Below are 20,117 nucleotides of genomic sequence, written 5' to 3'. Positions count from 1 at the left end.
TCCCCTGGGTTGGGCCGCCACGCGGCCATTGCACCGGCTCCCCGGCCGGCGCGGGGATGCTAGCAGCGGTGGCGAGCGACGCGCACATGCGACGAAGCCGGGCATGCACCCGGCTTCGTTCGATACGCAGGGCGTCGCGTCGACTCAATGCAGCGACGGCGGATCCGGCAGCATCAGGACCTGTCCCGGATAGATGCGATCCGGGTCGCTGATGCGCTCCCGGTTCGCGTCGAAGATCAGGTGCCAGCGTTCGGCGTCGCCGTAGACATGCTTGGCGATCTTCGACAGCGAATCGCCCTGTTGCACGGTGTACGTGCGCTGCGTCGCGGTCGGCGTGGGTGCGACGGCGGCGGGAGATGTCGCCGGCGTCTGCGCCGGCTGCGCGTTCGATGCCTGCAGCGCGGGCGCAGGCGGCACGACGCGGGGCGTGATCTGTTGTGGCTCGTTCGTCGCAGCCGTCGGAGGGGTTGTGGTCACCGAGGGCGACGTAGCTTTCGGCGCGTCGTCGCGGTGGAAGATCCGCGAGAACACCCGCGAGATCGGATTGGAATGACTTTCGTTGCCGGTCGTGCTCATTGCGCCGCCTCCGTCATGGACGTCCCGACCCTCGCACCCTGCGCGTTACGCACGCATCGCGACGGTGTCGTCTGCGCACCGCACCGTTCATCGAGTGCATGCACGCGCCGATCGTCGAATGAGATCGGCGCGCGCATCGCCGTCAATGCATGTTGCGATTGAAGCCGGCGCCCTGCCCGTGCATCGCCGTCGACTGGCCTTCGGTCTTCGCGCCTTCCGACTGGTCGGCGTTGTTGCCCTTCGGCGCGAGCTGCGCGTCGTCCTGTGTCTGCGTGTCGATCTCGCCCTGGTTGGCGGCGCGGATCATGTTCGGGTTCTCGGACGCGGGCTTCTTCGACGTGGTCATGGCCTCTCCTCGATTCGGCCGCGGATGCGACCGGCATGACAGCCTGTCGCCGCATGCGTGAGGACGCCGCCGATGAACAGGCGCGAAGCTGGCCGCGCGCTGACCGTCGCGCGAAACCTGCGGGACGACAACCGGTTCACGCCATGCAGCCGAGCATCGGCCGCCCCGATTCCGCGATGGTGCGATGGCGTCTTCCGGCCACAGGGTCGTCATCGCCGCGTTGCTGGGCAACGTCGCGGTGGCGGTCACCAAGTTCGTCGCCGCTGCCGTGACCGGCAGTTCGGCGATGCTCAGCGAAGGCGTGCATTCGCTGGTCGATTGCGCCAACGAAGTGCTGATGCTGTACGGCATGCGCCGCGCGAACCGCGCGCCGGATGAAGCGCATCCGTTCGGCCACGGCCGCGAGTTGTACTTCTGGGCCTTCATCGTGGCGCTGCTGGTGTTCGCACTCGGCGCGGGCGTCTCGTTCTACGAAGGCGTGCGCCATCTGCGGCATCCGGCGCCGATGGTGCGGCCGCTCGTGAACTACGCGGTGCTCGCCGCGTCGATGCTGTTCGAAAGCTATTCGTGGGTGGTCGCGATCCGCCAGTTCCGCCGCGACAAGGGCGCGCTCGGCTGGTTCCAGGCGTTCCGCCAGAGCAAGGATCCAACCACGTTCACCGTGCTGTTCGAAGACACCGCCGCGCTCGCGGGCCTGGTCGTCGCCCTGGCCGGCATCGCGCTCGCGCAGGCGACCGGCGACCCACGCTTCGATGGCGCCGCGTCGATCGTGATCGGCCTGATCCTCGCCGTCACCGCGGCCCTGCTTGCGCGCGAGACCAAGGCGCTGCTGGTGGGCGAGAGCGCGGGGCGTGCGGTGCGCGAGGACATCCTGCGCATCGCATCGCTAGACCCCGACGTACGCTGCGCGAACGGCGTGATCACCCAGCAGTTCGGCCCGGACACCGTGGTCGCCGCGCTCAGCGCGGACTTCCACGACCACCTCGACACCCCACGCATCGAACAGTGCATCCGCCGCATCGAATCGGGCGTGCAGGCCGCGCATCCGGAGGTGGTGATGCTGTTCGTCAAGCCGCAGACCGCCGAAACGTGGCGCCACCGCCTGTCGCGGTTGCGCAGCGGCCATCCGACGACCGCCAGCGGCATCGACACGCCCGTCGACGCCTCGCACGGCTAGGCTGCGTCCATCCGCCACGGAGCCAGCACATGCCCACCACCACCGGATGGCTCGTCTGGGCCCTGCTCTCGGCCACGTTCGCCGCGCTCACCGCGATCTTCGCGAAGATCGGCCTGCACGGCGTCGACTCGGATTTCGCGACGCTGCTGCGCACGTTCGTCATCGTTGCGGTGCTCGCGATGTTCGTCGCGTTCACCGGCAAGTGGAGCGACCCGCGTGCGCTGCCCCCGCGCACGCTGCTGTTCCTCGCGCTGTCCGCGCTGGCGACGGGCGCGTCGTGGGTCTGCTACTTCCGCGCGTTGCAGCTCGGCCACGCATCGCAGGTGGCGCCGGTCGACAAGCTGAGCGTGGTGCTGGTCGCGATCTTCGCGACGGTCGCGCTGGGCGAGCGACCGTCGCTGCGCGAATGGCTGGCGATCGCGATGATCGCCGGCGGCGCGGTGCTGATGGCGTGGGCGCCGCGCAGCAGCTAGGCAGGCAGCACGCGATCGATGACGACGCCGACATCGATGCGCGCATCGTCGAGCGTGCCGAACGCGAGGCGATGGGTCTCGGCGATGCGCGTCGCCACGAACGCCGACGCGACCGGCGACGCCGCGCGCAGCAGCACGCCGGCCTGCAGCACCAATGCGAGCGACTCGACCAGCCGGCGCGCCTGCGATTCGGCTGGCAGGCCGCGTTCGAGTGATCGCCGCAGCGCGTCGATCGCGGCGTCGTAGGCGTCATCGATGCCGCGCGCCGCATCGAGTTCGGCGAACAGCGCATCGCGCGCGGCCGGCTCGCGCGACAGTGCGCGCAGCACGTCGAGGCACTGGATGTTGCCGCTGCCTTCCCAGATCGAATTGAGCGGCGCCTGGCGGTACAGGCGCGGCAGGATCGACTCCTCGACGTAGCCGGCGCCGCCCAGGCACTCCTGCGCCTCGTTCACCGCAACCGGCGCGCGCTTGCACAGCCAGAACTTGCCGATCGCCGTGGCGATGCGGGCGAACGCGGCTTCGCTGGCGTCGTGCGGCGCGCCATCGACCGCACGTGCGACGCGCATCGACAGCGCCACCGCCGCTTCGACTTCCAGCGCAAGGTCGGCCAGCACGTTGCGCATCAACGGTTGCTCGAGCAGCCGCGCACCGAACGCGATGCGGTGTCGCGCGTGATGCATCGCCTGCGCGAGTGCCATGCGCATCTCCGCCGACGCACCGAGCATGCAGTCGAGACGCGTCAGCATCACCATCTCGAGGATGGTCGTCACGCCGCGACCTTCCACACCCACGCGCCACGCCTGCGCCCCGGTGAATTCGACTTCCGACGACGCATTGCTCCAGTCGCCGAGCTTGTCCTTCAGACGCATCAACCGGAACGCGTTCTTCGCGCCGTCGTCGAGCAGGCGCGGCATCAGGAAACAGCTGAGTCCGCCCGGCGCCTGCGCGAGCACGAGGAAACCGTCGGACATCGGCGCGGAGAAGAACCACTTGTGCCCCACCAGCGCATAGCGGCCATCGGCCTGCGGCGTGGCGACCGTCGCGTTGCTGCGCACGTCGCTGCCGCCCTGCTTCTCCGTCATGCCCATGCCCAGGGTGACGCCGCGCTTCTCGGCGATCGGCACCTCGCGCCGGTCATAGTGCGGCGCGGCGGCCTTGTCGGCCCAGTCGCGCAGCTCCGTCTCGCGACGTAGTACGGGCACCGCTGCGTGCGTCATCGTCAGCGGACAGCTGGTGCCGGCGTCGGCCTGGTGGTGCAGGTAGCTCAACGCGGCACGCGCGACATGCGCGCCGGGACGCGCGGCGTGCCACGACAGCCCGGCGACGCCGTGACCGATCGCCGCGTCCATCAGCGCGTGGTAGGCGGGATGGAATTCGACGCGATCGATTCGCACGCCGCGCGCGTCATGGGTGCGCAGGCGCGGCCGATCGCGGTTGGCGTCGAATCCAAGCGCGTACAGCGCGTCGCCGGCGAGCGCGCCGTACGTGGCGACGTTGGTCTCGAATGCGGCACCGCCTTCGCGGTGCATCGCATCGCGCAATGCGACATCGTCGCGCCACAGGTCGCGTGGCGCGAACTCCGGCGGCTGGTTGGCGACCTCGTGCGTTTCGAAAGCGGGCGTCGACATCACGGAGCACCGGCGGGACGATCGGCCGATGCTAGTCGCTCCGCAGGCGTACGTGCGGGGTCAGCGGATCACGCAGGCCGCGGTGAGCAGGGTCGTCGCCATCAACAGCACGAGCCGCTGGAAGCGGGTGCGCATGCGCCCGAGCTGGCGTCGGGTCAGGTGTCGCGAGGGGCTGCCGTCGGGGCGGCGGGCGGCGATGTAGCGAGGACTCATGGCACTAGTAGATCGCACTAGCGTCGCTTGGACATGAAGGCCGGTCGCGGTTCCCGACGGGGCCTCGACGCATGTCGATGCCGTCGATGCGCGGACCGCGCGTGCCGGGCGGCCGAATGGACGCGCGCGCCATGCGTCTGCGGGCCATCCCGCCGCTTGCATGACTGACGACCTAGTGGCGCATTTCGATGCAACTTTTGGTGTCCCGCGCGCATCGGAATAGGAGTGCCGCCCCGGCACGCATCCGTTCCATCGCCATGTCCGCCTTCATGCTTATCGGCACCGTGCTGACGATCGCTCTGGTGCTCGCCCTGTCCTTCCTCACCGCCGATGCGTTGCATCGCGAACACCTCGACGACGACGCGCGCATGCGCCGCCGCGCGCGTGTGTTCCGCCTGCCGACCGTCATCAGCCGCACCTACGTCGGCATCGAACGCCGTCGCACCCCGCGCCCGGCACCCGCGCTGCGTCGCGCCGCCTGATCCATCGCTTGCGCCTCCGGGACGCGGCGCGCGAGCATCGCGACGTCGCTTTTCCGGAGTGCGCCATGGCCATCCGCATCGTCCGCCTGGGTTCGCCGCGCCTGCCCAACGAAGGCACGCGGCTTGGCACCGTGCGACGCCCGCCACGTGGGGTGCGCAAGGACGAGTTCGCATCGCGCGACTTCTACGACGTCTGGCTGCCAACGCTCGCGCCGCAGGCCGACACCGTCGCGCTCGCCTTCGCCGCGACCACGCCGCGCGACTGGGCGGCGTTCGCCCGGCGCTACCGCAGCGAGATGTCGAAAGGCGAGGCGCGCCACGTGCTCGATACGCTGGCCGCGTTGTCGCACGGCGCGGATTTTTCGGTGGTTTGCTACTGCGAGGACGAGTCCCGCTGTCATCGTTCGTTGCTGCGCGAGCTGTTGATCGAACGCGGCGCCGCGGTGATCTGACGAACGTCGTCGCGTCGCCTTGCGGGGCTGGCATCATCGGCGCTTCCTCAAGGCCGGGACGCCGCATGCCGCACGCGATGAGCACCACCGAAGTCTTCCTGATCGCGATGGCGATCATCTTCGCGGTTCCCTACCTGCTATGGCGGCTCGGCCGCACCGACTACTTCGCGCCACTGGTGGTGGTGCAGATCGTCACCGGCATCCTGCTCGGCCCCGGCATTCTCGGTAAGGCCTACCCGGAGTACTACAGCTTCGTATTCACCGCCGACGTCGTGAAGTCGCTGAGCGGCCTGGCGTGGTGGGCGGTGATGCTGTTCGTGATGATCGCCGGCATCGAGCTCGACCTGCGCAAGGCATGGGCGAAGCGACGCGAGAGTTCGATCACCGCCGGCCTCGCGCTCAGCGTGCCGATGCTGTTCGGCTCGGCGGTCGCGATCGGCATGCTCGCGTTTCCGGGCTGGATCGGCGAGAAGGGCCAGTCGTGGCAGTTCGTCGTCGGCATCGGCATGGCCTGCGCGGTCACCGCGTTGCCGATCCTGATCCTGCTGATGGAGAAGCTCGAAATCCTTCGATCGCCGATGGGCCAGCGCATCCTGCGCTACGCCAGCCTCGACGACGTGGCGATCTGGGGCGTGCTCGCCGTCGTGCTGATGGACTGGGAGCGCATCGGCCGCCAAGTCGCGTTCCTCGTCGCGTTCGCCGTGGCCGTCGTTCTGTATCGGCGACTGATGCCGAAGCTGCCGGCGCGCGACCGCTGGTTCGTCGCGTTGATCTGGCTCGCGCTATGCGCGTTCGGCGCCGACTGGTCGGGCCTGCACTTCATGGTCGGCGCGTTCCTCGCCGGCGTGGTGATGGACGCCGACTGGTTCGACCAGAGGGAAATGGACCAGCTGCGCCACCACGTGCTGATGGTGATGATGCCGGTGTTCTTCCTAAGCACCGGCCTGAAGACCGCGTGGTCGCTCGGCGGTTCGACGGTGTTCCTCGCCGCCGGTGCACTGCTCGTCGCGTCGGTGACCGGCAAGCTGGCCGGCGTGCACCTCGCCGGGCGCGTGCTCGGCTGGAAGCGCGGCGAAGCGTCGATGATCGGCTGGCTGCTGCAGACCAAGGCGCTGATCATGATCATCTTCGTCAACGTGCTGCTCGACAAACAGCTGATCACGCCGGCGACGTTCACCGCGCTGCTGCTGATGGCGATCGGCAGCACGATGCTGACGGTGCCGGTGGTGGCGCCGAAGCTCCGCCGGCTGGCCGAAGCACCGGAAACGAGCGGCGAGCTGGCCGCCGCGACCTGAGGCATATCGAAAGAACCGCGCGCGGTTGAAATCCGCGCGCGGGCCTGCGATACGGACGCATCGTCTTTCGAGCGTCCGCCCATGGGCTACGTGCGTTGCGTCCGCGGCATCGCGTCCGGCGTCGAATATTCCGCCGACGTGCCGATGAACCTCGATCCGGTGGATGGCCGGCCGGTCGAGATGGTGCTCGACCTCGAACGCCTCGCCGCCGAGCAACCGCACGCCGCGTGGTATCGCCCGCAGCGTCGCGACATGTGGCGCTTCGGCGCGCTGATGGCGCTGGACGCGAACGACCCGGCCGATGCCGCGCACCTGGTGCCGCTCGGCGAAGGCGCGACGCCGCTGCTCGACTATTCGTCGCATCCCGTCGCCTCGAAAGCCGGCCTGCAGCTGCAGCTCAAGGACGAGGGCAAGGCGCATGCGGGTTTCGGTGCGAACCCCACGCAGAGCTTCAAGGACCGCGGCATGGCGATGGTCACCGCGCAGGCGCGACGACTCGGGCTGTCGAAACTCGCGGTGCCCACGCAGGGCAATGCCGGTGACTCGCTGGTGCGTTATGCGCTTGCCGGCGGGTTGTCGGTGGTGGTGGCGATGCCGGACGACACGCCGATGCCGATCCTCGGCAGCGTCGCCGCGGCCGCGCGTCGCTGGCCCGGTCGCGTCACGCTCGAACTGGTCGGGCCGACCATTCGCGAAGCCGGCGCGTTCCTCCGCGATCACTACATTCCGCGCGGCTGGTTTTCAGTGGCGACCTTCCAGGAACCGGGCTGGCGAATCGAAGGCAAGAAGTCGCTGGGGCTCGAGCTCGCGGAGCCTCCGCCCGGCGAAACGCGTTGGTCGTTGCCCGATGCGGTGATCTACCCCACTGGCGGCGGCACCGGCGTGCTCGGCATGTGGAAGGCATGGGACGAACTCGAAGCGCTCGGGCTCATCGACTCGCGGCGCCCACGCATGCTGTGCGTACAGAGCGCCGCTACCGCGCCGCTGGTGCGCGCATTCGATTCCGGCGCCGACGACACCACCGCCGTCGACGCCGGCCACACGCTGGCGACCGGCCTCAACGTGCCGGGCGGCGTCGGCCACTTCCGCGTGCTTCAGATCATCCGTGCGAGCCGCGGCGCCGCAGTGGCGGTCGACGAGGACGACATCGCGAACGAGTTGTCGACGACATGGCGACGCACGCACGACTGGATCAGCCCGGAAGGCGCGGCCTGCCTCGCCGCACTGCCGCAGCTGCTCGATCGCGGCTTGCTGCGGGCGGGCGATCGCGTGGTCGCGGTCAACACCGGCTCCAGCGAGAAATACCTGCCGGCGCTGCGACACCTGCTGTAGCCGAGGACGCCGTCGCCGGACGACGCGCGCGCGCGACGGTCGCGCACACGCGCCGGCCGCTCATTTCAGCTCGCCGATGCGCTCTTCCAGCTTGCGCTTCCACTCGGCGTCGCGCTCGTTGCCGGCGAGGACCGTCAGCGCGGCGATCTGCGCGGTGTCGAGCGCATCGTCGGCATCGATCGCGACATCCGGCTTCACGCCGACGCCTTCCCAGTCGCCGTGCGTGATCGGATTGATCGGCCGACCGGTGGGCACGAACATCATGAAGTGGTCGGTCAGGCGTTGCGGCGCGCCCGCATGCGCGCCGCCGCCGGTGGTCTCGCCGATCAGCACCGCGCGATGGTTGTTCTTCATCGCGTAGGCGAGGTCCTCGCAACCGGAGAACGTATCGCTGCTGGTGAGCAGGTAGACGTCGCGACGCTGCCCATAGCGCGGGCCGGGCACCGTCGCCGGGGTCCAGCGCGCTTCAAGGCGGTTCTCGTCGCGCCAGTACACGTCGTTGAGATGCGTCGGCTTGTCATACAGGTAGCCGGCGAACGCCATCACGGTCTCCGGATCACCGCCGCCGCATTTGCGCAGGTCGATGATCAGGGCGTCGGTCTGCGCAAGGAACGCCATGGCGGCGGCGATCCGCGGTGCGGCGCCGGCGGGGCGACCGAACTGGTGCACGTCGAGGTAGCCGAGATTGCCCTTGAGCCGTTCGACGCCGGAGAAACCGAAGTTCAGTCGTCGCTGCCGTGCAAGTTCATCGCCGTCGGGCGCCTGGCTGGCGTCGGGCTTCGCCGACATGTCCGGCACGGCATCGGCCGAGTAGCGCACTTCGATGTGCGCGTCATGGCTGGCGTCGCGCATGGCCTTGGTCAATGCGTCGGCGAAGTCGTTCGCGCTGTCGACGCCGCTGAAGTCGCCGCGTTTCTCGCGCGCCCGCAGGTCCGCGACCATCACCTTCGCCGTGCCTGGAAACACATAGGCGCGTTGCAGCTGCGCGACCACCGCCGAGATCACCTGCCCGCGCGATGCCGCATCGATGGTCGCATCCGGCGCCGCCGCGCACGCCGCCTGCGACAACCCCATCGCGATGACGCATGCGCGCGCCACCGTCGTCATGCCCGTCCTGCGCTTGCTCGTGTGCATGTCCTGCTCCGTGTCCGTCGTTGATCGACACGCGCAGGGTCTTCCGCGATTGTGGAGGAACGATGGAGCCGGTCAGAACTCGACGCGGTAGCCGGCGCCGTAGACGGACTGGATCACGTCGTCGCCACCCTGCGCGACCAGTTTCCGACGCAGGTTCTTGATGTGGCTGTCGACGGCGCGCTCGGTGACATCGAAGTTGTCGCGTCCAACCGCGTCCAGCAGCTGCGCGCGATTGAAGACCACGCCCGGCCGGCGCGCCATCGCCGCGAACAGTGCGAATTCGGTTGGCGTCAGGTCGATCGCGCGTCCGTGCATGCGTGCACTGCGCGTCGCCGTGTCGACGACGATCGCGGGTGCCACTTCCGCGCTACCGCGATAACGCCGCAGCTGCGCATTGACGCGCGCCACCAGTTCGCGCGGGCTGTACGGTTTACAGACGTAGTCGTCAGCGCCGGTCTCCAGCCCGATCACGCGGTCGATCTCCTCGACCTTGGCCGTGGTGATGATGATCGGCACGTCGGACGCACGACGGATCTCGCGGCACAACGTCAGGCCATCGACCCCGGGCAGCATCAGGTCCAGCACGATCACGTCGGGCCGCAGCTGCGGCGTCTGCGCGAGCACGCTGGCGCCGTCGCTGATGACGACCGCTTCGTGTCCGGCCGCACGCACGTAGTCGGCGACGATCCCCGCCAGCTCGGGCTCGTCCTCGACGATCAGCACGGTTGCACTCATGCGATGTCCACCGGAAGCGCGATGGTGACGCGCAGGCCGCCGAGCGGCGAGGCGTCGAAGGTCAATCGTCCGCCATGCGCCTCGACGATCTGACGGCTGAGCGCGAGGCCGAGGCCGCTGCCGCCGTGTTCGCGGCTGCGCGATGCGTCGACGCGGAAGAAGCGTTCGCCGAGGCGATCGCGCGCGTCGTCGGCAACGCCGGGCGCGCTGTCGTCGATATGCACGGACAGAGTGGAAGCGTCGACTTCACCCGACAGCACGACGCGACCGCCCGTCGCGGCGTAGCGCGCGCAGTTCTCGAGGACGTTGCGCAGCACCTGCGCGAGTCGCACGGGGTCGCCGGTTGCGACGCGGCGGGCGGATAGCGCGATCAACTCCGGGTGCAGCTGACGGCTGCGCAGCCGGTCCTCGAAACGCGCCCATTCGGCGGCCAGCACCTGCCATGGGTCGATGCGCTGCAGGTCGAGCTGCAGGGTGCCGACATCGCCGCGCGCGAGCTGGTTGAGATCGTTCACCAGCGTGCCCAGGGCAGCGACCTGCGCGGCCATCGCGGTGAGGCCTTCGGCGGTGACGGGCCGTACGCCATCCTGCATCGCCTCGACCTGCGCCTGCAGCACCGCAAGCGGCGTGCGCAGTTCGTGCGATGTGTCGGCGATCCATCGCCGGCGCGACGCTTGCGCCGCGTCGAGTTGCGCGCCGAGTTCGTTGAACGATCGCGCGAGTTCGCCGAACTCGTCGCGACGACGCGCGTCGATGCGTGTGTCGAATTCACCGTCACCGAGCCGCCGTGCACCATCAACGAGTGCGCGCAATGGTTTGCGGAAGCTCGCCGCGACCACCGCGGATGCGAGCGCCGCGAGTGCGAACGCCAAGGCGGCGAGCCCCGCGAGGCTGGGCTGTTTGCGCATCAGGAACGCGACCGTCAACGCGTCGTCGGCGTTTCGCGGCAGCGCGACGGACAGGTAGCCGGCGACGCCGCCGTGCGCGGGAATCGTCAAGCGGCGGCGATCGATCGATGCGATGGCGACGAGCGCGGGCGCGGGCTCGGTGCCGGCGAGGCGGCGACCGTTGGCATCGATGAGCGCGATGCGTTCGGCGAGGGTCGATGCTTCGTCGCCGGGCGCGTAGGCGGAAATACCCGCCGACCGCGCAACGTTGGACCGGAGCCACGCAGTGCGCGCATCGGCGTCTGCCGGCAGGAAACGCCAATCGCCATGCGCCTCGAACTGCTGCGACAGTGAAGCGGCCAGGGCATCCACGCGCTGCGACTCCCGCTGCGGCATCGGCGACGGCGCGTCGGCCAGGCTCCATCGCACCAGACCGAGCGCGAGCAGGCCGACGAGCGTCATCGACAGCAGTCCCATCAGGAACAGGCGAACACTGATGGGAACGATCACGGCTGACGTCTCCAGTCGAAACAAACCGTGACGATGCATACGCCGCCGTCGCGGGCCGAGCGGCGTGGGTAACGATGATGGGTACTACGGTGTCGGAGTATTCGCGACCGCCGGGAGAACACGCAAGGACGCTGCACGCCGGCGAGGCGGCGGAGCCGTGAATCAGCCCGGCCCGCCCTCGCGGAGTTCCTTGGCGTTCCACAGCTCGAACCGGCGCTGGCCGCGCGCGGTGTCGATGATGAATTCGATGATGCCGTCGGGTATGTGCACGAACACGCCATCAACGCGCGACGTCGCGAGTTTGATCGCCTTGAAGAAGGCGCGGTCGGCGAGCGGGTCGATGTGGGACACGGCCAGCACGCGGATCGCGTGGACGTGCTCGTCGATCGCCGCGTCGAATGCGGTGGCGTCCAGGCGTTGCGCGCTCAGCCGCGCGATCGCATCGGCATGGTCGACGATGGCCTCGGCGACATCGGTGTAGGCGCTCATCGGCGGGCGTCGTGCGGCGGGGCGCGCAGTGTACGCACGCGCGGCGACGGCATCGACGCCGTCGCCGCGATGTCATGCGAGTCGATGTGCGTCAGTCGCAGACGCGCACGACTTCCTTGACCGTCTTTTCCTGCTGGTGGCGCTGGATCTTGTGGCCGGCGACGCCGCCGGCGACGGCGCCGCCCACGGTCGCGAGATCCTTGCCGGTGCCGCCACCGATCTGGTGGCCGACGAGGCCACCCAGCGCGGCGCCCAGCACCGTGCCGGTAACGCGATGCGGATCCTGCACGGGCTTCTTGTGATAGACGACGCGGTCGTGGCACGCCGCCTGCGCGGCGGGTGCGGCGACGGTCGCGGAAAGAAGGACGGCAACGGCGAGCGAACGGATGGCGTGCATGGCGGACTCGATTCGGAAAGACGCTGCGAATCTAGGCAATGGGACCCGGCTGGAAACTGACTCGCGTGGATTCGAGTCAGGTCGCGCTAACGATCGCGACGGGTATGCATGCGCGTCGTGCACGCGGCGTCGGTGATTGCGCAGCGGCGCACGCCGCTGGACGAGCGCACGTCACTCGTCGTCGAAAAGGCTCGCCACTTCGCGTGACGACCGCGGCCTCACCGCACGCGCATATTCGACACCGTCGCGCATCAGCACGAAGGTCGGCCACAGCTTCACGCGGAACGATCGCCCCAGCCGGCGGCCGCGCCCGTCCTCGATGCGCAGGTGGACGACGTCGTCGCGGCTCGCCAGCGCGTGTTCGACCAGCGGCTCGGCGGCGATGCAGTGCGGGCACCACGGTGCGCCGAATTCCAGCAGCACGTTGCCGCGCATAGCGTCCACCGCTGCGCGATCGGGCTCTTGTGCGACGTAGGCCTGGCTCGCTGCCACGCGTCAGTGGTGGCCGTGACGGGAAGTGGGACCGCGCGAACCGACGCGTTCGAACCCGGCGGCAGTGTCCGCCGCGTGGGCGTGCTGCCCGCTCGCGGGCGAGGCCTCGTGGCCGCGATGACCGAGGTCGCCCACGCCGTCCATGCGGCTGGCCTGCCGGGTCGCATGCTGTTCGGCGGGATCGGTGTGCACAGCCCGCTTTCAGCCGCGGCCGCTATCGCTGCCGTCGCGACGGTCGTCGCGGCCCGCATCGCGGGTAGCCGACTCGTGCGGCTGTGCCGACTTGCGCTGGGTCGGGCCGTCCTTGCCGGCGCGCAGCGCGTGCGTACGACCGCCCAGGTCGTCGGGGCCGGGCGGCGGGTTGCTGCGGCCGGCGGCGTCGCGATGCTTGTCGTGGGTGTTCTTGCCCATGGCGTCCTCCATCGTATGTCCACGATGCTGGCCGCTCGTGCGTTAGATAGAGGCCACGGGCCAGTGAGGCCCGGATAACGCCGCCGGTCGGAAACCTGCGCCAGATGCACGCCACCGGCACGGCCGGGCGGTAGGTTGCGCCTTTAATGAGACCGTCGTCACATTCCGCGGCAACATTGCCAAGGCTGGCGCTCGCGATGGCGCTGCTGGTGTCTGCGCGGGCGAACGCCGCGCCAGCGGCAGTTGGTCAGGCGACGACGGCTGCTTCCGCGACGATTCGCTGGCAGGCGCGCGGCGAGGGGCTCGGCGCGCAGGCGGCGTGGCTCGCGCCCTCCGGCGATGCGGGCGTGATCATGCAATGCGACCGCGGCGATCCCCGGGTGCTGCTGCGCATCGACGCGTCGATCCTTCCCGACGAATTGCAGCAGGTCACGCTGATCGCCGACGGCATCGGCATGGAATACCCGCTGGAGCGGACGACGGCCGGGGGTTACCGGTCCAAGATCGCCCTCGACGCGCCCATCCTCGACCGCATGCTGCTGGCGAGGTCATTCACCCTGTACGGCGGTGGCCGTGCGGTGCGCACCGGCGTTCCCGGCGACGCGCTGGCCCGCGTGGTGCGGACATGCCGCGAGCTTCACTGGCCGCGCGACGCCAGGATCGATCCCAGCGACGCCGGCTTGGCGAAGAAGTAGCCCTGGCCGAGCTCGCAGCCGAGCGACAGCAGTGCGTGTCGCTGCGCCTCGGTCTCGATGCCTTCGGCGACCACCTCGAGCCGTTGTGCGCGCGACAACGCGAGGATCGCGCGCACCACCGCGGTGCTGCCGCCCTCTTCCTCGATCTGCAGGTCGCTGATGAACGAGCGATCGATCTTGACCGTGTGCAGCTTGAACCGGTGCAGGTAGCTCAGCGACGAATAGCCCGTGCCGAAGTCGTCGAGCGCGATCAGCACGCCGCTCTCGCGCAGGCGGTTGAACACCAGGCCGATCTGCTCGGGATTCTCGAGCAGCGCGCCCTCGGTAACCTCGATGCGCACCTGCGACGGCGACACGCCCTTGGCGGCGACCAGTTGCAGGAAACGTTCGTCGAGTTCCTGCGAACGGAAGTGGCGCGGCGAGAAGTTGAGGTTGACGTACTGCCCCGGCTTGAGCAGCCCCGGAATGCAGTCGAGCGTGCGCTCGAACATCTGCCAGTCGATCGCCTCCATGCTGCCGCTCGCATCGGCGACATGCAGGAATGCGCCCGGCGCAAGCACGCCCCGGTCCGGATGGTTCCAGCGGATCAGCGCCTCGTAACCGACCACCGCGCCATCCATGAGTCGGACGATCGGCTGGAAGTAGGGCTCGAATTCCTGGCGCGTGATCGCGCGCCGCAGGTCGCTTTCCACTTCGAGCAGTTGCAGTGCCTGCTCGTGCAGCTGTTCGTCGAACACCTCGATGCGATGGCGGCCGCCGGCCTTGGCGCGGTACATCGCGATGTCGGCGTCGCGCAGCAGGTCTTCCGGTGACGTGTAGTGCGGGCTGCTCAGGGTGATGCCGACGCTGACGCCGGAGAACAGTTCCTTGCCTTCGACGCGCACCGGCTCCTTCAGCGCATCGATCACGCGCTGGCCCATGCGCATCGCCGATTCGGGCGAATCAACTTCCATCAAGATCGCGAACTCGTCGCCGCCCAGGCGCGCCACCATGTCGCGGCCGCCGCGCACGCACTTGCTGAAGCGGCGCGCGACTTCCTTGAGCAACGCATCGCCGACCAGATGGCCGACCGAGTCGTTGATGACCTTGAAGCGGTCGAGATCCATGAACAGCACGGCGAAGCGGTAGTGCGGGTCGCGTTCGCGATGGGCGAGCGCGCGTACCAGCTGGTCGCGCAGGTAGGCGCGGTTGGGCAGGCCGGTCAGCGAGTCGTGCAGCACTTCGTGCTTGAGGCGCTGCTCGATCTGCTCGCGCACCTCGATCTGTTCGGACAGCTCGAACGTCCGCTCCGCAACGCGCTTTTCGAGATCCGAATACGCGTTCTTGAGTTCGGCCGCCGCGCGCTGGCGCTCGAGGCCATTCGCAATCTGGTAGCTGATGAAGGTGAGCAGTTCGCGGTCGCGCGTGGAATAACCGACGCCCGGGGTATAGCTCTGCACCGCGAGCAGGCCCATGACGGTGTCGCCCAGCACCAGTGGGACGCCGAGCCATGCGACCGACTCCTTGCCGATCATGCTGAGCTCGCCGCGACGCTGCAGGTCGCGGATATGTTCGATCGTATCCGGGTCCGTCATGTCGAGAAGCAGCGGCTTGCCGTAGCGCATCGCGTACTCGGATACGCCGCGGCCGAGCGGGCGGCTTTCCGCCTTGTTGCCGTACTGGTCGACGAAATAGGGGAAATGCAGGGTGTTGCCGTCGTCGGAGAGCTGCGCAATGTAGAAGTTCCGCGCGTCGAGGAACTCACCAACGATGCGGTGTACCGCCGCGTGGAACTCGTCGAGATTGGTCGCGGTGTGCGACAGCTCGGCGATGCGGTACAGCGTCTCCTGGATGCGGACACTGCGCTGGCGTTCCTGCACCTCCAACGTGAGCGCCTGCGTGCGCTCTTCGACGCGCCGCTCGAGTTCTTCCTGCTGCAGCTTGCGGTCGAGCGCGGTCAGGATGTGGCTGCCGACATACGCCAGCAGCGCCTGGTCGGCCGGGGTGTAGCGCGGGCGCTCGATGTAGCTCTGCACCACCAGCACGCCGCGCACGCTGTTGCCGACGAGGATCGGAACGCCGAGCCAGTCGTAGGCGTCCATGCCGATGTCGCGCATCGGGCCCGAGATCTGCTTGCGCATCGCAGCCATCGAACCCATCAGCGGATGCTTGTCGCGGATCACGTACCAGGTCAGGCCGCGCTCGAGCACGTCCATCGAGATGAACTCGTTGGGCGGACGCGTGATCGTGTCTTCGGTGTCGACGAGGTAGATGAAGCGGATCGCGTCCTTCTGTTCGTCGTACAGCGCGATGTAGAAGTTCTCGGCGTACATGAAGCGGCCGACGATGGCATGCAGCTCGCGCAGCATGTCCTCGAGGTCCATTTCCGAGCTCGCCATGTCGGCGATCTGGAACAGCGCCGACTGCAGCTGCTCGGAGCGTTCCAGCGCACGCATCGATTCGGTGAGGCGGTTCTTCTCGAACACCGCGCGCGCAACCGGTGCGAGCAGCTCGCACTGCTCGCGCACCTGCGCGCGCATGTGCGCCTGGCCATCGAGGACGACACCGATCGCGTCGCCGCTGGCCTGCACTTCGATGCACGCGGCCACGCGGCCGCGCGACGGGTCCACCGCCCAGTCGTTGCTGGAACGCGCCGAACGCGCCAGGTCGAGGTCACCGTCCACGAGCGTCGCGGTCGCCGACGCATGCAGTTCGCTGCCGGCGGTGCGCCAGACCACCGCAACCCGCTCGTAGCCTTCGCCGAGCAGGTAGGCCTCGACGCGCTCGGCGAAGTCCGTGATGTCGGCAGCGTCGAGCAGGCCGCCGAGCGAGCGCCCGATGCGCTGACGCTCCGCTGCCGGTGCCCGTTCGCTCCTCATCGCGTTCAATGCCGTTCCCATCGAGTCCATCTCCGACCGCCATCTCGGCCACGCCAATGGGAGGGCAGTCCTCCCTACCGTCATAACGGCCCGGCGCGCGCTTTGCTTGAACGGCGGGTCGTGACGGGTGTCAGGCTTTCGAGACAAACGGACTGCAAGGAACGTACCACCGCCACTGTGCATCGACCGCGTAACGGATGCCGATGCGGCGGCCGCTTACGGGGCGTTCGGGTGGTGGTGTGCCGTCGTCCACAATTCTCAGCCCGCCGACGCCGGTGACGAGGTTCGCGCCGTCCTGCGCGCCGGTGATGCCGAACGCGGCGCAGAGCCGCGCGGGGCCGCGGCAGAGATCGAGGTCGCGCTTCGCGCCCGGTCGCGCCGCGCGCATCAGCGGCAGGCCCTCGAGTGGCTCGAGTGCGCGCAATAACACCGCCACGCCGTCGCCGACCTCGCCGCAGACCGGGTTGCAACACCAGTGCATGCCGTAGGTGAAATAGACATAGAGATGCCCGGGTGGGCCGAACATCGTCGCGGTGCGCGGCGTCGGCCCGCGATAGCTGTGCGCGGCCGGGTCTTCGGCGCCGCAATAGGCTTCGGTTTCGACGATCCGACCGCGGCGGCCGTCATCGCGCACCAGCACCTTGTTGAGCAGTTCGACCGCGACGACGCGCGGATCGCGCCGATAGAACGCGCGCGGCAGCGTACGACCGCGACGTCGGGGCGACGACGCATTCACCGCGCCACGCCGACCATCGTCGGCCCTTCGTTTCCAGACGTGCGCATGCCCGACCGCGTCCGTTTCACCGGTTGCCTGCCGAGCCTGATCATCTCCGTCGTGCTGACCATCCTGGTCAACCTCGCACTGCGCGCCTGCAGCGGCTGATCAGCGCAGTGTGCTGGTCGACTGCTCGAACGGCAGCAGCGTCGCTCCGGTGGCTTCGATGGCAGGACGCGCGAGGTTGTGGGTCGCCAGGTCGCTGTCGGTCACCAGCAGGATGCGGCCGGCGGCGATCTCGTCATGGAATTTCTGGCGCACCGGATCCGGCAGGCCCGAGCCGAACAGCGCCGACGAGAAACCGCCGATGCCGGCGCCGGCCAACGCGGCGATGCCCGCGCCCGCCAGCGTGATGCCGACCGGCGGAAACACCATCGCGGCCAGCCCGAGCAGCAGGCCCGTCGCGCCGCCCGCGACCATGCCCTTGATCGCGCCGGGGATGGCGTCGCTGTCGGCTTCCTTGTGGTCGTTCGATATCGCGTCGAGCTCGATGTCCGAGCGCGCGACCAGCATCAGGCATTCCTCGCCGATGCCGGCGCCGCGCGCGGCATTCATCGCCGCGCGGGTCATGTCGAGGTCGGTGGTGCTGTAGACGTGCCGGGTCTTCATCGCGACTCCTCGTATGCACGCGTTGCGGACGTGCCGGATCGCGGCAGCGTGGCGCGCGGCCGGTACACGAGGCGTGAGGGCTGTCTGCGATAATCCGCGCATGGCACTGAAGATGATCGGCTTCGACGGCGACGACACGCTGTGGCGAAGCGAAGACTATTTCGCGCAGGCGCAGGCGACGTTCGAATCGATCGTCGCGCCGTATGTCGAACTGCGTGGCGACGCGCTGCACGAACGCCTGTACGCGGTGGAGAAACGCAACATCGCGGTATTCGGTTACGGCGTGAAAGGCATGGCCCTGTCGATGATCGAGACCGCCATCGAGATCACCGACGCACGCATCGCCGCGTCGGACATCCACCGGATCGTGCAGCTGGCGCAGTCGATGCTTCGGCATCCGGTCGAGCTGCTGCCCGGCATCCGCGACGCAGTCGAACGCGTCGCCGCGCGCTGGCCGGTGGTGCTAATCACCAAGGGCGACCTGTTCCATCAGGAAGCGAAGGTGCGCGACTCCGGCCTTGCCGACCTGTTCCACCGCATCGAGATCGTCAGCGAGAAGGACGTCGGCACCTACGCGCGTTTGCTGCAGGAGTTCGGCATCGACGCGCGCGACTTCGTGATGGTGGGCAATGCGATGCGGTCGGACATCGCGCCCGTGGTCGAACTCGGCGGACATGGCGTGCACGTTCCGTATCACCTCACCTGGGTGCACGAACGCGAAGCGCCGATCGCCGACGCGTCGCGCGTGCGCACGCTCGACGATGCGAGCGGGCTGTTCGACGTTCTCGACGAGATCGAACGCGGGATGACCGCAAAGCGAACGTGAGCTGAGCCGATCACGGCTGCGGGCCGAAATTAAATAGGGATTCACTTCGCACGGTGCATGGTCGACCCATGTCCCGCACGGTGCGGGGCGAATGGAGGTTTCCATGGCTCTTACCCGCTGGGTCGCACCTGCCGTCCTCGCCGCGACGCTCGGCGTCGCATCGCTCGCGCCCGCCCCGGCCAAGGCGCAGTCGATGGATCAACTCACGCAGATGATCGTCAACATCGCGGACGTTGCGTTCCGCGGTGGCCAGCCGTACTACAGCGGCGGCAACTATGGCCCGCAGGATCGGCTGATCGTGCGCCAGGATGCCTACGGACGTCCGGTCTACTACCGCGTCGTCGACAACGGCTACAACGGTTACAACACCGGCTACAACAGCACTGGCTACAACAACGCGTACTACAACGGCACGTCGTACCGCACCGCCCCGCCCTACGGCCGCGCGACGGGCTACTACCGCCAGACGCAACAGGCGCAGCGCGTGAAGTGCAACAAGAACGGCAAGTGCAAGGCCGAGTACTACGACCCGCGCTACGACCAGCACGGCTATTACGGTCGCTAACCTCAGCAACTCGTTCGCGTCGAAGCCACGGCCGCCCGGCCGTGGCTTTTTCGCGTGGCGCTGGCGGGACGCCGCTACCGCGCGCATGATCGGCGCCGCACGAGCCGAGCGACGCCCATGACCCGCCTTCGCATTGCCGCCCTGTTGATCGCCTGCGTCGCCATTCCTGGCACTGCGTTCGGCCAGGCTGCAGCCGCGCCCGCGCGCCATACCGGCGACGCGTGGGTCGATGCGCGCCTCGCCGACATCGACGCCTACGCCGCCACCTATCGCGATGCGTTCGTCGACGAGATGACGCGCTACCACCGCGCGCCGCGCGAACTCGTGCAGGAGCTGCTGGCGCGTCCGGGCTGGACACCCGGCGACGTCTATTACGCGTGTAGCCTCGCTCAGCAGGCCGGCCAGCCCTGTCGCAGCGTCGCCGATCGTCGGGCGAAGGACCCGGCGCCCGCGTGGGACACGGTGTCGGGCGACGTCGGCGTCGTACCGGGCTCGCCCGGGTTCCACGCGCTCAAGCGCGACATCGTCGCCACCTACGACCGCTGGGCGCGCCCGATCCGCGTCGACGCCGAACTCGCGCCCGATTTCCCACGACGGCCCGTTGAAGCGCCCTCCGCCGGCAAGTCGGGGCCGGGCGTGAAATCCGCGGCGGACGTGCCGGCGTCGCACAGGCGATAGACGCCGGATAGTCGGGGCGCACGCTGGGCTGACGCCTACACGGCCGGATGAGACCGCTCTGCTAATCTTCACCGGGCCA

Annotated in this window: 24 protein-coding genes; 10 read left to right on the top strand and 14 right to left on the bottom strand. The window is 68.7% G+C overall.

The window, feature by feature from the left end:
* Positions 1-144: 144 nt before the first annotated feature.
* Positions 145-477 carry a LysM peptidoglycan-binding domain-containing protein gene (locus ACKTTN_RS12255; protein ID WP_407910181.1) on the bottom strand — a complete coding sequence of 111 codons (333 nt, stop codon included), beginning with the start codon at positions 475-477 and terminating at the stop codon, positions 145-147.
* A gap of 241 nt (positions 478-718) precedes the next feature.
* A complete protein-coding gene (locus ACKTTN_RS12250) occupies positions 719-922 on the bottom strand; it encodes a hypothetical protein (protein WP_407910180.1) in 204 nt (67 codons plus the stop codon).
* A 184-nt stretch (positions 923-1,106) separates the two neighbouring features.
* Between ACKTTN_RS12250 and ACKTTN_RS12245 the strand changes: the two genes are divergently transcribed.
* Both ACKTTN_RS12245 and ACKTTN_RS12240 read left to right on the top strand, forming a co-directional pair.
* Positions 1,107-2,099 (top strand): cation diffusion facilitator family transporter, encoded by a 993-nt coding sequence (locus ACKTTN_RS12245; protein ID WP_407910179.1) that lies wholly within the window; start codon positions 1,107-1,109, stop codon positions 2,097-2,099.
* Positions 2,100-2,128: 29 nt separating this feature from the next.
* The gene (locus ACKTTN_RS12240) at positions 2,129-2,572 is read left to right on the top strand and encodes an EamA family transporter (protein ID WP_407910178.1); all 444 of its coding nucleotides are present in this window, start codon (positions 2,129-2,131) and stop codon (positions 2,570-2,572) included.
* On the opposite strand, the gene ACKTTN_RS12235 is transcribed toward ACKTTN_RS12240, so the two are convergent.
* Together ACKTTN_RS12235 and ACKTTN_RS12230 are read right to left on the bottom strand one after the other, a co-directional pair.
* The gene (locus tag ACKTTN_RS12235; protein WP_407910177.1) at positions 2,569-4,203 is read right to left on the bottom strand and encodes an acyl-CoA dehydrogenase family protein; all 1,635 of its coding nucleotides are present in this window, start codon (positions 4,201-4,203) and stop codon (positions 2,569-2,571) included. The genes ACKTTN_RS12240 and ACKTTN_RS12235 overlap by 4 nt on opposite strands.
* Positions 4,204-4,263: 60 nt before the next feature.
* Positions 4,264-4,416 carry a hypothetical protein gene (locus ACKTTN_RS12230; protein ID WP_407910176.1) on the bottom strand — a complete coding sequence of 51 codons (153 nt, stop codon included), beginning with the start codon at positions 4,414-4,416 and terminating at the stop codon, positions 4,264-4,266.
* A gap of 257 nt (positions 4,417-4,673) precedes the next feature.
* On the opposite strand from ACKTTN_RS12230, the gene ACKTTN_RS12225 reads away from it, so the two are divergent.
* The 4 genes from ACKTTN_RS12225 to ACKTTN_RS12210 all read left to right on the top strand — a co-directional run bounded on the left by ACKTTN_RS12225 (position 4,674) and on the right by ACKTTN_RS12210 (position 7,977).
* Positions 4,674-4,898: a hypothetical protein gene (locus tag ACKTTN_RS12225; RefSeq protein WP_407910175.1), complete on the top strand. Its 225-nt coding sequence runs from the start codon at positions 4,674-4,676 to the stop codon at positions 4,896-4,898.
* Between the two features lie 65 nt (positions 4,899-4,963).
* Positions 4,964-5,350 (top strand): DUF488 domain-containing protein, encoded by a 387-nt coding sequence (locus tag ACKTTN_RS12220; protein ID WP_407910174.1) that lies wholly within the window; start codon positions 4,964-4,966, stop codon positions 5,348-5,350.
* A 65-nt stretch (positions 5,351-5,415) separates the two neighbouring features.
* A complete protein-coding gene (locus ACKTTN_RS12215) occupies positions 5,416-6,645 on the top strand; it encodes a cation:proton antiporter (protein ID WP_407910173.1) in 1,230 nt (409 codons plus the stop codon).
* Between the two features lie 81 nt (positions 6,646-6,726).
* The gene (locus tag ACKTTN_RS12210) at positions 6,727-7,977 is read left to right on the top strand and encodes a threonine synthase (protein WP_407910172.1); all 1,251 of its coding nucleotides are present in this window, start codon (positions 6,727-6,729) and stop codon (positions 7,975-7,977) included.
* Between the two features lie 60 nt (positions 7,978-8,037).
* Here the strand turns inward: ACKTTN_RS12210 and ACKTTN_RS12205 are convergent, their stop codons facing one another.
* The 7 genes from ACKTTN_RS12205 to ACKTTN_RS12175 all read right to left on the bottom strand — a co-directional run bounded on the left by ACKTTN_RS12205 (position 8,038) and on the right by ACKTTN_RS12175 (position 13,032).
* The gene (locus ACKTTN_RS12205; protein WP_407910171.1) at positions 8,038-9,111 is read right to left on the bottom strand and encodes a S41 family peptidase; all 1,074 of its coding nucleotides are present in this window, start codon (positions 9,109-9,111) and stop codon (positions 8,038-8,040) included.
* 72 nt (positions 9,112-9,183) lie between these two features.
* Complete coding sequence (locus ACKTTN_RS12200; RefSeq protein ID WP_407910170.1) at positions 9,184-9,846, bottom strand: response regulator; 663 nt, start codon at positions 9,844-9,846, stop codon at positions 9,184-9,186.
* Positions 9,843-11,243 (bottom strand): ATP-binding protein, encoded by a 1,401-nt coding sequence (locus tag ACKTTN_RS12195; protein ID WP_407910169.1) that lies wholly within the window; start codon positions 11,241-11,243, stop codon positions 9,843-9,845. Before ACKTTN_RS12195 ends, ACKTTN_RS12200 begins: the two co-directional genes overlap by 4 nt.
* A 162-nt stretch (positions 11,244-11,405) precedes the next feature.
* Positions 11,406-11,732 carry a hypothetical protein gene (locus ACKTTN_RS12190; RefSeq protein WP_407910168.1) on the bottom strand — a complete coding sequence of 109 codons (327 nt, stop codon included), beginning with the start codon at positions 11,730-11,732 and terminating at the stop codon, positions 11,406-11,408.
* A gap of 91 nt (positions 11,733-11,823) precedes the next feature.
* Positions 11,824-12,129, bottom strand: a complete 306-nt coding sequence (locus ACKTTN_RS12185) for a glycine zipper 2TM domain-containing protein (protein WP_407910167.1) — start codon at positions 12,127-12,129, stop codon at positions 11,824-11,826.
* Positions 12,130-12,300: 171 nt separating this feature from the next.
* Positions 12,301-12,621, bottom strand: coding sequence for a thioredoxin family protein (locus ACKTTN_RS12180; protein ID WP_407910166.1), 321 nt, complete (start codon positions 12,619-12,621; stop codon positions 12,301-12,303).
* Positions 12,622-12,822: 201 nt separating this feature from the next.
* The gene (locus ACKTTN_RS12175; RefSeq protein ID WP_407910165.1) at positions 12,823-13,032 is read right to left on the bottom strand and encodes a hypothetical protein; all 210 of its coding nucleotides are present in this window, start codon (positions 13,030-13,032) and stop codon (positions 12,823-12,825) included.
* A 197-nt stretch (positions 13,033-13,229) separates the two neighbouring features.
* Here ACKTTN_RS12175 and ACKTTN_RS12170 point away from each other — a divergent pair, with 197 nt between their 5' ends.
* Positions 13,230-13,727, top strand: coding sequence for a hypothetical protein (locus ACKTTN_RS12170; RefSeq protein WP_407910164.1), 498 nt, complete (start codon positions 13,230-13,232; stop codon positions 13,725-13,727).
* Here ACKTTN_RS12170 and ACKTTN_RS12165 read toward each other — a convergent pair.
* The 3 genes from ACKTTN_RS12165 to ACKTTN_RS12155 all read right to left on the bottom strand — a co-directional run bounded on the left by ACKTTN_RS12165 (position 13,670) and on the right by ACKTTN_RS12155 (position 17,969).
* Entirely contained in the window at positions 13,670-16,585 is a 2,916-nt protein-coding gene (locus ACKTTN_RS12165) for a bifunctional diguanylate cyclase/phosphodiesterase (protein ID WP_407910163.1), read from the bottom strand. The two genes, ACKTTN_RS12170 and ACKTTN_RS12165, sit on opposite strands and share 58 nt — an antisense overlap.
* 130 nt (positions 16,586-16,715) lie before the next feature.
* A complete protein-coding gene (locus ACKTTN_RS12160) occupies positions 16,716-17,321 on the bottom strand; it encodes a DNA-3-methyladenine glycosylase (protein ID WP_407910162.1) in 606 nt (201 codons plus the stop codon).
* Between the two features lie 147 nt (positions 17,322-17,468).
* The gene (locus ACKTTN_RS12155; protein WP_407910161.1) at positions 17,469-17,969 is read right to left on the bottom strand and encodes a hypothetical protein; all 501 of its coding nucleotides are present in this window, start codon (positions 17,967-17,969) and stop codon (positions 17,469-17,471) included.
* Between the two features lie 73 nt (positions 17,970-18,042).
* On the opposite strand from ACKTTN_RS12155, the gene ACKTTN_RS12150 reads away from it, so the two are divergent.
* The 3 genes from ACKTTN_RS12150 (at position 18,043) to ACKTTN_RS12140 (ending at position 20,038) form a co-directional block, all read left to right on the top strand.
* The gene (locus ACKTTN_RS12150; protein WP_407910160.1) at positions 18,043-18,795 is read left to right on the top strand and encodes an HAD family hydrolase; all 753 of its coding nucleotides are present in this window, start codon (positions 18,043-18,045) and stop codon (positions 18,793-18,795) included.
* 103 nt (positions 18,796-18,898) lie between these two features.
* Positions 18,899-19,360 carry a hypothetical protein gene (locus ACKTTN_RS12145; protein WP_407910159.1) on the top strand — a complete coding sequence of 154 codons (462 nt, stop codon included), beginning with the start codon at positions 18,899-18,901 and terminating at the stop codon, positions 19,358-19,360.
* Between the two features lie 117 nt (positions 19,361-19,477).
* Positions 19,478-20,038, top strand: coding sequence for a hypothetical protein (locus ACKTTN_RS12140; RefSeq protein WP_407910158.1), 561 nt, complete (start codon positions 19,478-19,480; stop codon positions 20,036-20,038).
* Positions 20,039-20,117 lie beyond the last annotated feature (79 nt).

Origin of the sequence: Lysobacter claricitrinus (assembly GCF_045866565.1) — a bacterium.
GTDB classification, from domain to species: Bacteria; Pseudomonadota; Gammaproteobacteria; order Xanthomonadales; family Xanthomonadaceae; genus Cognatilysobacter; species Cognatilysobacter claricitrinus.
This window is presented reverse-complemented; position numbering and strand designations above follow the sequence as displayed.

Bases quoted from the DNA above. Each gene is read 5' to 3' on its own strand.
- ACKTTN_RS12185 (WP_407910167.1), bottom strand. From the start codon at position 12,129: ATGCACGCCATCCGTTCGCTCGCCGTTGCCGTCCTTCTTTCCGCGACC.
- ACKTTN_RS12200 (WP_407910170.1), bottom strand. From the start codon at position 9,846: ATGAGTGCAACCGTGCTGATCGTCGAGGACGAGCCCGAGCTGGCGGGG.
- ACKTTN_RS12140 (WP_407910158.1), top strand. From the start codon at position 19,478: ATGACCCGCCTTCGCATTGCCGCCCTGTTGATCGCCTGCGTCGCCATT.
- ACKTTN_RS12235 (WP_407910177.1), bottom strand. From the start codon at position 4,203: ATGTCGACGCCCGCTTTCGAAACGCACGAGGTCGCCAACCAGCCGCCG.
- ACKTTN_RS12145 (WP_407910159.1), top strand. From the start codon at position 18,899: ATGGCTCTTACCCGCTGGGTCGCACCTGCCGTCCTCGCCGCGACGCTC.
- ACKTTN_RS12155 (WP_407910161.1), bottom strand. From the start codon at position 17,969: ATGAAGACCCGGCACGTCTACAGCACCACCGACCTCGACATGACCCGC.
- ACKTTN_RS12175 (WP_407910165.1), bottom strand. From the start codon at position 13,032: ATGGGCAAGAACACCCACGACAAGCATCGCGACGCCGCCGGCCGCAGC.
- ACKTTN_RS12245 (WP_407910179.1), top strand. From the start codon at position 1,107: ATGGCGTCTTCCGGCCACAGGGTCGTCATCGCCGCGTTGCTGGGCAAC.
- ACKTTN_RS12250 (WP_407910180.1), bottom strand. From the start codon at position 922: ATGACCACGTCGAAGAAGCCCGCGTCCGAGAACCCGAACATGATCCGC.
- ACKTTN_RS12240 (WP_407910178.1), top strand. From the start codon at position 2,129: ATGCCCACCACCACCGGATGGCTCGTCTGGGCCCTGCTCTCGGCCACG.
- ACKTTN_RS12225 (WP_407910175.1), top strand. From the start codon at position 4,674: ATGTCCGCCTTCATGCTTATCGGCACCGTGCTGACGATCGCTCTGGTG.
- ACKTTN_RS12190 (WP_407910168.1), bottom strand. From the start codon at position 11,732: ATGAGCGCCTACACCGATGTCGCCGAGGCCATCGTCGACCATGCCGAT.
- ACKTTN_RS12165 (WP_407910163.1), bottom strand. From the start codon at position 16,585: ATGAGGAGCGAACGGGCACCGGCAGCGGAGCGTCAGCGCATCGGGCGC.
- ACKTTN_RS12220 (WP_407910174.1), top strand. From the start codon at position 4,964: ATGGCCATCCGCATCGTCCGCCTGGGTTCGCCGCGCCTGCCCAACGAA.
- ACKTTN_RS12210 (WP_407910172.1), top strand. From the start codon at position 6,727: ATGGGCTACGTGCGTTGCGTCCGCGGCATCGCGTCCGGCGTCGAATAT.
- ACKTTN_RS12215 (WP_407910173.1), top strand. From the start codon at position 5,416: ATGCCGCACGCGATGAGCACCACCGAAGTCTTCCTGATCGCGATGGCG.
- ACKTTN_RS12205 (WP_407910171.1), bottom strand. From the start codon at position 9,111: ATGCACACGAGCAAGCGCAGGACGGGCATGACGACGGTGGCGCGCGCA.
- ACKTTN_RS12230 (WP_407910176.1), bottom strand. From the start codon at position 4,416: ATGAGTCCTCGCTACATCGCCGCCCGCCGCCCCGACGGCAGCCCCTCG.
- ACKTTN_RS12170 (WP_407910164.1), top strand. From the start codon at position 13,230: ATGGCGCTGCTGGTGTCTGCGCGGGCGAACGCCGCGCCAGCGGCAGTT.